This is a genomic window from Streptomyces sp. NPDC021100 (genome assembly GCF_044333095.1).
Lineage (GTDB): Bacteria > Actinomycetota > Actinomycetes > Streptomycetales > Streptomycetaceae > Streptomyces.
The window spans coordinates 62,731-75,386 of record NZ_JBIRQH010000002.1 but is presented as its reverse complement, the minus strand read 5'-3'; the positions used below and the strand labels follow the sequence as shown (position 1 = coordinate 75,386).

Here is a 12,656-nt window from a genome sequence, read left to right as displayed (position 1 = left end):
AAGTACCCACTTTCCGGTGCGTACTTACCTCCGGGTGCGGGGTCAGCGTCCCTTCCGCGGCTGCCCGCCGCGGTCGCGTCCGGCGCGCTGGACGGACTCCTGCGCCTCGGTGCTGGGCGTCATGCCGTCGGCCGCGTCCCGCTCGTGCCGGCGGTCCGGGCGGGCCGTGATCTCGCCGAGCTCCTCGATGGCCTCCTCGGCGGCGGTACGGGGCTTGCCGGTCTTGTGCTCCGGGGTGTCCTTGTCCCTCATGCGTGGTCCTCCCGCTTGATCGTCCGTATACGGCGGCCGGGCCGTGATCCTCCGGCCCGGTACCGGGTGCCCGGCCGGCCGCCGGGCATGCGTGCCGGGCGGCGAGGCAACTGTCACTGTTTGATCATGAACATGTCTCCGCATCGCTTCAGGGCCCCTTTTCAAGATCATCTGTTGGTACGTTCCTCCTCGCCGGGCATGCGACCAGCGGTGACCGGTGTGAAACCGATAGCAAGGAGCAACAAGTGAATTCCGAAAACCGGGGGAAGACCGCGGGCAAGCGTGCCGCCGCCATGGCGGGCCTGCTGGCCGCCGCCACGCTCGGCGGCGCCGCGCTGGCCGCGCCGGCGCACGCCGACGACGTCTACGGGCACTGCAGGGGCGAGGGCGTGCGCATCCGCGCCGCCGCGAGCACGTCCAGCTCGGTCGTCGGCCTGTGCTACAGCGACCACCGCCTCGCGCACCGCGACGTCTCGGGCGACGGCCAGTGGGACAAGGTCTACGACGTGACCACGGGCGTGTCCGGCTGGATCTCGCACGGCTACTGGAGCTGGTAGACAGCGGTCGGGGGCGCGAGGCCGAGCCTCGCGCCCCCGGGCATTCCCCCTGCGGGACCCTTCCGCCCCTCACGCCGCGCCGTCGTCGCCCGGCGGCCAGGCGCGGGTGTCCCGGGGCGGCACGTACGGCTCCTCGTCCTCCGGGTGGCCGCCGAGGATCGCCCGCTCCCGGCTCAGCTCGGCGTCGAACTCCAGGCCCAGCAGGATCGCCAGATTGGTGAACCACAGCCACATCAGGAAGACGATCAGCCCGGCGAACGTTCCGTACACCTTGTTGTACGTACCGAAGTTCGCGACGTACAGCGCGAAACCCGCCGAGACCGCCATCCACAGCACCAGGGCCACCAGGCTGCCCGGCGTCACCCAGCGGAAACCGCGCCCGCGCACGTTCGGCGCCGCCCAGTACAGCATCGCGATCATGACCGTCACCAGCAGGACGAGCACCGGCCACTTCACCACCGACCACACCGCCAGCGCCTCGTCCCCGACGCCCAGCGCGGTGCCCGCCTGGCGGGCGATGCCGCCGGTGAACACCACGATCAGCGCGCTCGCCGTCGCCAGCAGCATCAGCACCAGGGTCACCGCCAGGCGCAGCGGTGTCAGCTTCCACACCGGCCGCCCCTCCTTGATGTCGTAGACGGCGTTGGAGGCGCGGATGAACGCCGCCACATAGCCCGACGCCGACCACAGCGCGCCCAGCAGACCCGCCACCGCCAGTACGGAACCGGCGCCCCCGCTCGCGCCCGCCTGGCGCACCGCGCCGGTGAGGATGTCCTGCACCGGGCCGGGTGTCAGATGCTCCAGGTTCGCCAGCAGCTTCTCCGTCGCCGACTTCCCGACGACGCCCAGCAGCGACACCAGCACCAGCAGCGCCGGGAAGAGGGACAGCATCGTGTAGTACGTCAACCCGGCCGCGCGGTCCGCCAGTTCGTCGTCCACGAACTCCTTCGCCGTCCGCCGCAGCACCGACCACCACGAGCGGGCGGGCAACTGTGTCGGCTCGTCCGGGGCCCGCCGCTCCACCCGGGGGCTCGGGCCCGCCCCCTCCGTGCTCTTCTCCGTCGTCGTCACGCCCAACGGATAACCGGCCGACGGGAGTTCAACCGCACCTGCGGAGGCGTGGACGGGGCGTGCGGACCCGCGCCGCGACGGGGTAACCGCCCCCGCATGGAAAAGTACCTCGTCGGCACCTGCTCCTGGACCGACCCCGCCCTGCGGGGCAGCGGCTGGTATCCGCCGGCCGCGCGCGACGACCCCGAGGAGCGGCTGCGGCACTACGCCGCCCGGTTCCCCGTCGTGGAGGTCGACGCGACGTACTACGGGCTGCCCAGCACCCGCAACTGCACGCTCTGGGCCGACCGCACCCCGTCCGGCTTCGTCTTCGACGTCAAGGCGTTCGCCACCCTGACCGGCCACTCGGCCCGCGCCGGCGCGCTGCCGCCCGACCTCCGCCCGCCCGGGCCCCCGCAGCGCCGGCTGACCCCCGCCCGGCTCCCGCGCGGCGTGGTGGACGAGCTGTGGCAGCGCTTCACCGGCGCGCTGCGCCCGCTGTGGGACGCGGGGCGGCTGGGGGCGGTGCTGCTGCAGTTCCCGCCATGGGTGCGGGCGGGGGAGCGGGGGCACGCGTTCCTGGCCGAGTGCCGGCGGCGCGCGGGCCGGCTGCCGCTGGCCGTCGAGTTCCGGCACCCCGGCTGGCTGGCCCCGGGGGAGCGGGAGCGCACGCTGGAGGTGCTGCGGGCGCACGGGATGTCGCTGGTGGCCGTGGACACCGCCCAGGACGTGCCGGACGCCATGCCGCCGGTCGCCGCCGTCACCCGGCCCGAGCTGGCGGTGGTGCGCTTCCACGGGCGGTCGGCCGCGTGGCGCACCGGCGGGAAGGAGGACGCGTACCGGCACTCCTACACCGCCGAGGAGCTGGTGCCCTGGCGGGACCGGATCCGCCGGCTGGCCGGGGAGGCCGAGCAGGTGCACGTACTGTTCAACAACTGCTGCGGCGACGCGGCGGTGCGGTCGGCGGCGGTGATGCGGGAGCTGCTGGGGGTGTGAGGTAGGGGCGCGGGGGTCCTCCCCGCGCCCCTCGCGTCCCGTTCAGCCCGCCGGTTCGCCGTCGGCCGATCGGCGGAGCGGCCCCCAGGGGCCGCGCTGGCGGACGACCTCGCGCTCCGCCTCGTCGATCACCCCCGAGCCGATCCAGGCGAGCGGGCGTACGTCCCGGACCAGCGGCTCGTTGTCGGGCCCCCGGCCGATCTCCCGGCCGTCGAGCACCCACGGGCGTACGCCGGGGCCCTTGTCGCGGCGCAGATGGCAGTAGTCGTAGAGGCGGCGGGCGACCCAGAGCCGCAGCGGGCGGTCGTCCCACCACGGTTCGACGTCGAGGGCGTTGACGGACAGGCCGGGCATGCTGATGCCGGTGAGGTCGTCGGTGCTGGAGGCGGGGCCCAGATCCTTCCCGGGCCCCCGCGACCACCGCACGAACAGGTTCTTCCCGCGCTCGACCATGGCGACCAGATCGTCGAGGGACGTCAGAACGGGCAGGGCGTCGGGGGCGGTCATATCGACGGCGGTTCCTCCGCACTCGTTTCGCGTTTCGCTGTGCCGGCTTCCGTTGCGTTCGGCTGCGTTTCGCCCGGGCGCCGGGCCGGAAACGCGACGCGGCTCGGAACCCGAATGGGCCGGCGTTCCCGGGTGTTCCGGGGCCGGAATCCCGGCCGGCGGCCGTACGCGTGCGGAACCGCCGCTTCCAGCCAACCCCCGGCCGGGGGTTTTCGCAATCCGGCCGGAATTCCGGACGCGTGTCGCCGATGCGTGTCGCCTCGTGTCGCCGATTGCCGCCGTGCCGTTCCCGGGATGAGCTGAGCGGGAGGAGCGGGATGAGAGAAATGAGGCGGACGAGGGGGCCGCACCGGACGGCACGGCCCCCTCCGACGGTGATCCGGCCCGCTCAGTCGGCGGCCGGACCCGCTTCCTTGGTCCCCGACAGCCCCTTGAGGAACCGGTGGCACTCGGCCGCGCGGCGCGCGTCCTCGGCCATGACCGAGCGGAAGAACTCCGCGATCTCCTTCTTGCCGGCGTTCTCGGCGTCACGGACGTACTGCCCGTAGTCGTGACCCGCCTTGAGCGAGTGGTACTGCACCGAGACGAGATCGAAGACGACATCACTGAATCCGGTTTCACCCGTGGCCATGGTGTGTCCTCCCTGCGTGTTTCCGTGCTGGACGAGTGCTCGTTTTCCGAGCCCTCCGGTTACCCCTTCTCCGGGCGTTCACACGGCGTCCGGCCGGCGGGCCGGGCCGCGTTTCCGCTCATTCACCGGCGGCCAGCAGGGAATCGTCCCGTACCCGGGCGCCCGGCAGCCGGTACCGGGCGGCGATCAGCGCGGCGTCCACGTCGTTGGTGCCCGTGGCCAGGCAGAGGAGGTAGGCGACGTCGTCCAGCCGCTGCCGCGCATCCGGGTCACCCGACTCCGCGTGCAGCAGGTCGAGCGCCGTGTACTGCTCCACGAGGTTGGCCAGAACAGCGGGGTGAGCCATCAACACGGTCACCACTCCTTTCACCGTTTTCCCTGTGGGGGTGCCGCGCGGTGCCGTCGTGGGGGCACGCCGTCCGCGGTGAACGGGCTGCTACCCAGGTCGGCGGGGCTCATGCGAGGCGAGTGGCGGGGCGGTGGCGGGAACGCCGGCCCGGGAGACGACGGAGGCCGGACGGGCGCGCGCCCGTCCGGCCCCTCGGCGAGCACGGAACGTCATCAGCGGAACGTCATCAGCGGAACGTCACCGGCGGAACGTCACTTGGGAACGGACCAGACCTGTCCCTTGGACCCGTTCGCCGAGTAGAGCTGGATCATGGTGCCGTCGGCCGTCCGGCCGCCGGTCACGTCGAGGACCTTGCCCGAGGCGACGTGCACGATGCGCCCCTTGGCGTCGACCTTCCACTTCTGCGCGGGGCCGCCGGTGCAGTCCGACAGCTGGATCCGGTTGCCGTTCTTCGTGGCGTTGCCGGCGTTGTCGAGGCACTTGCCCAGCGCGCGGAACGTCCCGTCCTTCTGCGCGATCCACGACTGCGCCACCCCGCCGTTGCAGGTGAACAGCTGGATGCGGGTGCCGTTGGCCGCCTTGCCGCCCTTGACGTCCAGGCACTTCTTCGCCAGTCCGGCCACCCGGCCCTGCGGCGGGAGCGCCACGCCGGCGCCCCGGGCGAGGACGCGCAGCCCCTGCATGTCGAACTGCTGGACGTAGGTGCCCGCGCGCTTGTCCGGGTACGCGTCGCTGGGCGTGCACATCACGGGCTTCTCGCCCGAATCGCTGCCCACCGCGCAGTCGCCCCGCTTCTCGCTGCGGTTGGCGTGCGCCATCCCCATCGTGTGCGCGAGCTCGTGGCTGATGTGGTTGCGGAGGTACGTCTCGCCCATCCAGGGGATGGCCTTGCCGTCGGCGGTGAAGAACTCGCTGTCGATGTAGGCGTGTCCGCTGGTCACCGTGTCGGGGAGCGAGGACGAGTAGAAGCCGCAGCTCAGGTTGGCCGTGCCCGAGCCGTCCCGGACCACCTTCCACGGCTGGTCCGGGGTGGCGCCCGGCACGCACGGACGCTTCAGCAGGCCGATGACGACCTCGCCGCGCGGCCGGGAGTAGTCCCAGCCGACCGGCTTGGTGTCGACCGTGTAGCGGATGTTGGTGACGCGCTGGAGGTCCGCGGCCGACGCCTTCACATAACGCGCCAGCACGTCCGCGGACTTCTTGTCGTAGAACTTGACGGTGTAGCCGGTGGCCAGCAGTTTGGTGGCCTTGTCCAGCTGCCACCCCTCGCCGTGCGGGGCCGCGGCCACGGACCGGCGGGCCGCGGGCGCCGGGCCCAGCGACATGGTGCCGTTCCTGAAGACCGTGCCGTCGGTGCGGGAGGCGCCGGAGTCCGGCACGTCCGCCAAGCCCGGCGCGACGGCCGGACGGGCGGTGCCGGGCCCGGCAGGGTGGGAGCCGGCGGCACCGGCCGAGCCCTGGAGCCCCCCCGCGAGGGTCACCGCGGCGCAGAAGGCCACGGTGGATATTCGACGCTTACCTGTACGTTGCAATGCCCTGTGGGCCTTTCCCCGTAGGAATCCTGTCGTCCGGACGCCGTCGATCGGGCGCCCGGATGTGACAGATGATAGGGGAGTGACGGTAGGGGTTCGCGCTGCCTCAACTGCCCTCAGAAAAGGGGCTTATGGGGCATCGGCGGGCGAGGGAGGAAGCGGAGCCCAGAGCCCGGCGGCCGTCCCCTCGCTCACATGCCGCTCATAGACCGCCACCTTGCGCCGGATGATCTCCAGGTCCGCCCCGAGGGCGGCGATCCTCGCGCGGACCGCCCGCTCGTGCTCCCGGAGCAGCTCCAGCCGCAGCGCCTCGTTCCCGGGCCCCGACCGCACCAGCTCCGCGAAATGCCCGACGGTCGCCACCGGCATGCCCGACGCGCGGAGCCGGCCGACGAGCAACAGCCAGTCCACGTCGGCCTGTCCGTACACCCGCCGGCCCGCCGCGTTGCGCGGGACCGGGCGCAGCAGCAGGCCCTCGCGCTCGAAGAACCGCAGGGTGTCCACGCTCATCCCGGTCGCCCGCACGGCCTCGCCTATGCAGAGGCCGCCCGCGCCGGTGCCGCCCGCGTCCGTCTCGTCCGCACCCGTGTCGCCCGCACTCGTGTCCATGGCGCCGCAGCCTAGCTTGACCTGGACCGCACTCCAGCTCCTAGCGTCCCGATCATGAACACACCGCACCACGTGCCGGACGACCGCATGCGCCGGCAGCGCCCGCTCGGTTCCGGCTTCGGAGCCCGCAGCACCGCCGACGACGTCCTCGCGGGCATCGATCTGACGGGCCGGACCGCCCTGGTCACCGGCGGCGCCTCGGGCCTCGGCCTGGAGACGACGCGGGCCCTCGTCCGGGCCGGGGCCCGCGTCCTCGTCGCCGTCCGCGGGCCCGCCGCGGCGGAGGCGGCCGTGCGCGCGGCGCTCCCCGCCGGGTCGCACGCCGCCGTCACCGTCCACGCGCTCGACCTCGCCGACCCCGCGTCCATCCGGGACTTCGCCGACGGCTTCCTCGCCACCGGCCGCGTCCTCGACCTCCTCATCGCCAACGCCGGCGTCATGGCCTGCCCGGAGACCCGTACGGACGCCGGCTGGGAACTCCACTTCGCCGTCAACCACCTCGGCCACCACGCCCTCGTCAACCGCCTCCGTCCGGCCCTGAACCCGGCGGGATCCCGGGTGGTGACGGTCGCCTCCTCCGGCCACTTCCTCTCCGGCATCCGCTGGGACGACCTCCACTTCCGCACCGGATACGACCGGTGGCTCGCCTATGCCCAGAGCAAGACGGCCAACGCCCTCTTCGCCCTGCACCTCGACACCCTGGGCGCCGACGACGGCCTGCGCGCCCACTCCGTCCACCCCGGCAGCATCCTCACCCCGCTCCAGCGGCACGTGCCCCGCGACGAGCAGATCGCCCAGGGGTGGATGGACGCGGACGGCACCCCGGCGGCGGGCTTCAAGTCCCCCGCCCAGGGCGCCGCGACGGCCGTCTGGGCGGCCACCTCGCCCCTCCTGGCCGGGCACGGCGGCGCGTACTGCCAGGACTGCGACGTCGCCGGTCCCGCCACCACCGACGACATGCTCGCCGGAGGCGTCAAGCCGTGGGCGGTCGACCCCGAGGCGGCGGCCCGCCTCTGGGACCTCTCGGCCCGGCTCACGGGGCTGAACGCCTTCGCCTGACGTTCCCTGACGGGTCCCGAGCGGCCCGAAGCGGCCCGGGCGGACCGTCGACCGCCCGGGCGCCCGCCGCCTACGCTGCGCCCATGATTCCGACACCCGCCCAGGGAACGACCCACCACGGCCGCACCGCCCTCGTCACCGGCGCGGCGAGCGGCATCGGCGCGGCCTGCGCCCTCCGCCTCGCCGCGGCCGGGGCCCACGTCCGCGCCCTGGACCGCGACGCGCCGGGGCTCGCCGCGCTCGCCGGACGGGCGGCGGACCTGCCCGGCGCCGTCGAGGCCGTCGTCCTCGACCTCACCGACCTCGACGCCGCCGAACGGGCCGCGGCCGGCGCCGACATCCTCGTCAACAACGCCGGCATCCAGACCGTGCGCCCGATTCACGCGTTCCCGCCGGAGGCGTTCCACACCGTCCTCACGGTCATGCTGGAGGCGCCGTTCCGGCTGATCAGAGGTGCCCTGCCGGGGATGTACGAGCGGGGCTGGGGGCGCGTCGTCAACATATCGTCCGTCCACGGCCTGCGGGCCTCCGCGTTCAAGTCGGCCTATGTCGCCGCCAAGCACGGCCTGGAGGGCCTGTCCAAGGTCACCGCCCTCGAAGGGGCGCCACACGGCGTGACGTCCAACTGTGTGAGCCCCGGCTACGTCCGGACCCCGCTCGTCGAACGGCAGCTCGCCGACCAGGCCGCCGCCCACTCCGTCCCCGAGGAGCGCGTCCTGAACGACGTCCTCCTCGCCGGGACGCCGCTCAAGCGGCTGGTCGAACCGGAGGAGGTCGCCGAGGCCGTCGCCTACCTCTGCGGCCCGTACGCCTCCGCCGTCACCGGCACCACACTCGTCCTGGACGGCGGCTGGACCGCCCGCTGACCCACGGGACCGCTCCGTGCCCGGGGCGTGATCATCGCGACATCGCGCCGCCCGCCCCCGGCGGGTGAGGATACGGGGGCGGACCGGAACACTCCGGCCCACACCACGCAGCAGTACAGCGGAACAGGAGAAAGAACCGTGAGCCGTCCCGCGCCCTCCGCCGACGCACTCCCGCGCTTCCTCGCCCGGCTCGACGCCGCCGCGGCCGGCCGGTGGGAGGAGCGGCCCGGGCGGGGACCGGACCTGCCCGACTGGCTGGCCCAGCTCACCGGCGCGCTGTGGGACGGCCTGGAGCCCGGCACGGCGGGGGAGTGGGCCCGGCGCGTCCACGACGCCTGCGCCCGCCTCGACGGCCGCGTCCCCCTGGCCGTCGTCCACGACTGGCACGCCCACACCGTCCTCCCGCCGCTGGCGGAGCCGGAGGGCGCGGACTCCGCGGCGTACGAGGCCGTACGGGCGCTGCACCTGCGGGCCGCGGCGGGGGAGCCGGTCGCGGAGGACGTCTGGGCCGCCGCCCTCGAACCCGCCCTGCGGGACGTCCACCGGCGCGCCTACCCGTACGCCGACGCCTTCGCCACGGCCGCGTCCAACGCCCTCGCCTGGGCGCGGACCAACGACTACGGCGAGGCGGAGGCCCGGGAGTTCGCGGACGGCTACGCCGAGCTCAACACCGGCGCCAACGTGACGTCGTACGCGGACGCCAACGCCCTCGTGCACGCCCGCGCGCTCGCGGCGGCCTACGCGGCGGCCGACCCGGCCGCCTACGCGGCGTGCTACCCGTTCGCCGCGGTGAACGCCTACGCCCTCGCGCTCGCCGGACAGGACACGGCGGACGGCCGTGAGGAGCGGCGCCGGGCGGCCTGCGGGCGGCTCGCGGCGGGCCTGGCCGGGAGCCTGGAGCGGGCAGCCGGGGTCTGAGGCCGGCGGGGTCTGAGGCGGGCGGGCCTGAGGGGGCCGCCGGGGCCAGAGGGGGCCCGGGGCCTGAGGGGGCCGGGGCCGGAACCCCGGGAAAACGGACGGCGGTTCGATCCCGGAAACGCCGTTCCGGCTCCTTCGAGCACTGTCGAAACGCCTGGTGACCCGGCTCCCGCCAGGCCACTCTGGCGTCGTCAGCAGCGGTGGCGGGACCGGCCCCGTCACCACCCTCCGGCGAAGGAGACGACGCATGAAACTCCGCGGATCACTGTCCGGCACCACTGCCCGGCTCGGCCTCGCGGCCGTCACCCTGGCCGGCGCCCTCGCCTGTGCCACGGTCGTCCCCGCGACGGCCGCCCCGGAACGGATCCAGGGCTGCGGCTGGAACGAGAGCAGGGGCGGCGAGCGCGCCTACTACGAGCACTGCGCGACCAACACCAACGTGTGGATCCAGGTCACGCGGTTCCCCCGGTCCAACTACCACCGCTGCGTCGGACCGGGCCGCACCAACCTGGACTTCGACGCCACCGGCGCCTGGTACGACAGCGGCTACCGGGGCGGACTCTGCTCCCACCCGGGGGACACCGGTCCCTGACGGGCACGCCGAACGGCGGTCCGCCCTCCCCGTGAACACGGGGCGGGGGGACCGCCGTTGACGCAGCGTCAGGCCTGCGGCTTGGTCCCGTCGATGGCGACGCGGCGGCCGTAGCGGCTGTGCGGGAAGTAGTCCCAGATGGCGTGGTGCTGGACGCAGCGGTTGTCCCAGAACACCAGGGTCTTCGGCTGCCAGCGCACCCGGCAGACGAGCAGCGGCGTGTCGGCGATGTGCCGGTAGAGCATCTCCAGCAGGGCCTCGCTCTCCGCGGCCGACAGCTGCGGGATGTGCGAGGTGTACGGGCGGTTGACGAAGAGGAGCTTGCGGCCGGTCTCCGGGTGGCGGACGACGATCGGGTGCTCGTTCACCGGCACCTCGTACTCGGCCGGCGGTCCCTGCTTGCCCCACGGCTGGGCGCCGTCGTGGACCGCGGTGAGGCCCTCCAGGAACGCCTTCATGGCGGGCGAGAGCATCTCGTAGGCGAGGTGCATGTTGGCGAACATGGTGTCGCCGCCGCAACCGGCCTCCGGTATGCGGGTGATGTGCAGCATCGAGCCGAGCGACGGCTCGGCGTCGGCGGTGCCGTCGGCGTGCCAGCCGTTGCCCGCCACGTTCCTCGACTCGGCCGACGCGCTGATCTCCAGCACGTACGGGTCGCTGTCGGGGGCGGCCAGCGCCACCGGGTGCAGCGGACCGAAGTGCGCCGCGAACCGCTTGTGGTCCTCGGGTGTGATGTCCTGGTCGCGGAAGACCAGGACGTGGTGGGCGAGGAACGCGTCCTTGACCTCCGTGAGCTGACGTTCCGTCAGTTCCTGGGAGAGGTCGACACCGGAGACCTCCGCGCCGAGGACCGGGGTCAGCGGGTCCAGGGCGATGGTCTCGTAGGCGGGCTTCGGGCGGGTGGTGAGCGCCTTCACGGCGTCGAGTGCGTAGTCTTCCATGGCCTTTCCTGTACTGCGTCGCGGTAGGGATGGGGGGCTTCAGAGCCCGCGGTCGAGGAGTTCGGCGAGGATGACGCGGCCGAAGGCGAGGTTGCCGTGGATGATGTCGTCCTTCTCGCACAGCTCGGGCCGCTGGAGCCCCGACGCGTCGGTGGTGCGGGCGCGCAGGTCCACGACCTCCACGCCCAGTTCGGCGACGGCCCGGCGGACGCGCTCCTGCGCCGCCATGAACACCTCGCGGTCCGACATGCCGGGCACCCGCTGCGGCCCCATCACCGCCAGCACCCGGAGGCCGAGGCCGCGGGCGTGGGCGTAGAACGCCAGCGCGTCGCGGACGGCCGTCCGGACGAGCGCGTCGAACAGCGGGCTGTCGAGGAAGCCCGGCGGGAAGGCGCCGCCGCGGGTGCGGTAGATCCGCCAGTTCTCCGTCGTCGCGACGAAGTGGGCGCTGAAGCCGAACGTGCACACCAGCGGCACGGTCAGCCGGTCCAGGCCCGGCACGCCCAGCTCGTCGAGGGCCGCCCGGTAGCGGGCCTCCGTCTCGGCGTCGCGGAAGACGACGTCGTTCCCGCGCAGGTCGTAGAAGCCGGCGGTGAAGTCCCGCCCCGAGCCGATGGGCCCGCCCGCGAACGGCACGCGGGCCGCCTGCGCCGCCCGGCCGACGGGACCGGCGTGCGAGTCGCCCAGCAGCAGGAACCGGGCGGGGGCCGTCCTAGCGGGGGCTGTAGTAGTCGAGTACGGCGTCGTCACACCAGAAGTCCTCTCCGGCGGTTGGCTGAGCGGTGGAGTGGTCGGTCGCGGGCGGGCTCACGGGGGCCGCGGCGGCCTGCCGCCCGTCGAGCGCGCCGAAGAACCGGTCCATCACGAACGCGACGCCCTCCGGCGTCACCGTCCGCAGGTTCGGCTCGAAGAACGCGCCGCGGAACGGGGTGCCCGTGACGATCTCGTACGACGGGAAGTAGTCGATGTGCGCGTGCTCGGCCGCCAGTTGGCCGGCGACGGCCCGCAGGACCGACTTCGAGTACGTGGTGGCGGCGAGCGCGTGACCACCGGTCGCGGTGGCCGTGAGCGGCACCGGCGAGACGGTGAGCAGCACCTTCAGGCCGGGGTTGGCGGACCGGGCCAGCTCCAGGGCGGCGGTCAGGTCCCGGCGCACCTCGTCGAAGGCGAAGTTGTGGAAGACATGCCGCTCGGGGTCGAAGGTGCCGCGCAGGGTGCCCGGGCAGACGGGGTGGACCGTGCCGCCGTCGCGGTCGCGCCACGCCTCGGTCAGCCCGAGCGTGAAGATCAGGCAGTCCGCCTCGGCGAGGCCCTCGCGGACGGCGGCGAGCGTCGCCGCCCGCGCGGCGAACAGCTCCTCGGCGGAGGCGTACCCGGCCGGTTCGACCGCCGGGCGGCAGGGGTCGTGGAAGCGCCCGTCCTCCTGCCAGACCTCCTCCGGCGGCTCCTCCGCGCCCAGCGCCCACGCGAACCACTGGCGCAGCACGGCGGCGGTGTAGATGTTGCCGGTGCGGAAGGAGAACACGCCGAAGTGGCGGTCGCGGCGCTGCTCCGGCGTCAGGCCGGGCGGCGCGAGCTCGGTGTCGCGCCAGTTCATGCCCCGGTCGCGCAGGGCGCGGCCGATGTGCCGGGCGAAGCAGGAGCCGGCCGTGAGCAGGACGTCGTCCTGGCCGATGGCGAACTTCGGCGTCCACAGGCCGTCGATGTCCGCCCACGCGGGCTCGGCGACCGCGGTCCGCCAGAAGGAGCGCGGTGGGAGGGACTGATAGGGATTCATGGGGTGTTGTCTCGGCCTCG

16 protein-coding genes are annotated in these 12,656 nt (G+C 73.6%); 6 read left to right on the top strand and 10 right to left on the bottom strand.

The features are described from left to right. Positions 1–42 precede the first annotated feature (42 nt). On the bottom strand, positions 43–252 hold the full coding sequence (locus tag ACH4PU_RS04000) for a hypothetical protein (RefSeq protein WP_398265567.1): 210 nt from the start codon (positions 250–252) through the stop codon (positions 43–45). Between the two features lie 245 nt (positions 253–497). Here ACH4PU_RS04000 and ACH4PU_RS03995 point away from each other — a divergent pair, with 245 nt between their 5' ends. Next, positions 498–809 carry an SH3 domain-containing protein gene (locus ACH4PU_RS03995; RefSeq protein WP_185943142.1) on the top strand — a complete coding sequence of 104 codons (312 nt, stop codon included), beginning with the start codon at positions 498–500 and terminating at the stop codon, positions 807–809. 69 nt (positions 810–878) lie between these two features. Here ACH4PU_RS03995 and ACH4PU_RS03990 read toward each other — a convergent pair whose 3' ends face one another. Then, positions 879–1,886: a YihY/virulence factor BrkB family protein gene (locus ACH4PU_RS03990; RefSeq protein ID WP_398265563.1), complete on the bottom strand. Its 1,008-nt coding sequence runs from the start codon at positions 1,884–1,886 to the stop codon at positions 879–881. A 90-nt stretch (positions 1,887–1,976) separates the two neighbouring features. Between ACH4PU_RS03990 and ACH4PU_RS03985 the strand changes: the two genes are divergently transcribed. After that, positions 1,977–2,855: a DUF72 domain-containing protein gene (locus ACH4PU_RS03985; RefSeq protein ID WP_398265560.1), complete on the top strand. Its 879-nt coding sequence runs from the start codon at positions 1,977–1,979 to the stop codon at positions 2,853–2,855. Between the two features lie 42 nt (positions 2,856–2,897). Here the strand turns inward: ACH4PU_RS03985 and ACH4PU_RS03980 are convergent, their stop codons facing one another. The 5 genes from ACH4PU_RS03980 to ACH4PU_RS03960 form a co-directional block, all read right to left on the bottom strand. Next, on the bottom strand, positions 2,898–3,362 hold the full coding sequence (locus tag ACH4PU_RS03980) for a DUF6098 family protein (protein ID WP_398265557.1): 465 nt from the start codon (positions 3,360–3,362) through the stop codon (positions 2,898–2,900). Between the two features lie 388 nt (positions 3,363–3,750). Beyond that, positions 3,751–3,993: an acyl carrier protein gene (locus tag ACH4PU_RS03975; RefSeq protein ID WP_398265554.1), complete on the bottom strand. Its 243-nt coding sequence runs from the start codon at positions 3,991–3,993 to the stop codon at positions 3,751–3,753. 118 nt (positions 3,994–4,111) lie between these two features. Next, positions 4,112–4,345 carry a DUF5133 domain-containing protein gene (locus ACH4PU_RS03970; RefSeq protein WP_398265551.1) on the bottom strand — a complete coding sequence of 78 codons (234 nt, stop codon included), beginning with the start codon at positions 4,343–4,345 and terminating at the stop codon, positions 4,112–4,114. A gap of 248 nt (positions 4,346–4,593) precedes the next feature. After that, positions 4,594–5,841 (bottom strand): ricin-type beta-trefoil lectin domain protein, encoded by a 1,248-nt coding sequence (locus ACH4PU_RS03965; protein ID WP_398265548.1) that lies wholly within the window; start codon positions 5,839–5,841, stop codon positions 4,594–4,596. Positions 5,842–6,003: 162 nt separating this feature from the next. Further along, positions 6,004–6,483 (bottom strand): MerR family transcriptional regulator, encoded by a 480-nt coding sequence (locus ACH4PU_RS03960; RefSeq protein ID WP_398265545.1) that lies wholly within the window; start codon positions 6,481–6,483, stop codon positions 6,004–6,006. A gap of 54 nt (positions 6,484–6,537) precedes the next feature. Between ACH4PU_RS03960 and ACH4PU_RS03955 the strand changes: the two genes are divergently transcribed. From ACH4PU_RS03955 to ACH4PU_RS03940, 4 genes are all read left to right on the top strand, one after another. Then, positions 6,538–7,542: an oxidoreductase gene (locus tag ACH4PU_RS03955; protein ID WP_398265542.1), complete on the top strand. Its 1,005-nt coding sequence runs from the start codon at positions 6,538–6,540 to the stop codon at positions 7,540–7,542. Positions 7,543–7,625: 83 nt separating this feature from the next. After that, positions 7,626–8,408 (top strand): 3-hydroxybutyrate dehydrogenase, encoded by a 783-nt coding sequence (locus ACH4PU_RS03950; RefSeq protein WP_398265539.1) that lies wholly within the window; start codon positions 7,626–7,628, stop codon positions 8,406–8,408. Between the two features lie 138 nt (positions 8,409–8,546). Then, a complete protein-coding gene (locus ACH4PU_RS03945) occupies positions 8,547–9,326 on the top strand; it encodes a SpcZ (protein ID WP_398265536.1) in 780 nt (259 codons plus the stop codon). Between the two features lie 247 nt (positions 9,327–9,573). After that, positions 9,574–9,918, top strand: a complete 345-nt coding sequence (locus ACH4PU_RS03940) for a DUF6355 family natural product biosynthesis protein (protein WP_398265533.1) — start codon at positions 9,574–9,576, stop codon at positions 9,916–9,918. A gap of 68 nt (positions 9,919–9,986) precedes the next feature. On the opposite strand, the gene ACH4PU_RS03935 is transcribed toward ACH4PU_RS03940, so the two are convergent. The 3 genes from ACH4PU_RS03935 to ACH4PU_RS03925 are packed head-to-tail and all read right to left on the bottom strand — an operon-like array spanning position 9,987 to position 12,636. Beyond that, entirely contained in the window at positions 9,987–10,859 is an 873-nt protein-coding gene (locus ACH4PU_RS03935; protein ID WP_398265530.1) for a TauD/TfdA dioxygenase family protein, read from the bottom strand. A gap of 39 nt (positions 10,860–10,898) precedes the next feature. Further along, positions 10,899–11,609 (bottom strand): hypothetical protein, encoded by a 711-nt coding sequence (locus ACH4PU_RS03930; protein WP_398265527.1) that lies wholly within the window; start codon positions 11,607–11,609, stop codon positions 10,899–10,901. Next, positions 11,572–12,636: a GSCFA domain-containing protein gene (locus ACH4PU_RS03925; RefSeq protein WP_398265524.1), complete on the bottom strand. Its 1,065-nt coding sequence runs from the start codon at positions 12,634–12,636 to the stop codon at positions 11,572–11,574. Before ACH4PU_RS03925 ends, ACH4PU_RS03930 begins: the two co-directional genes overlap by 38 nt. Positions 12,637–12,656: the final 20 nt, after the last annotated feature.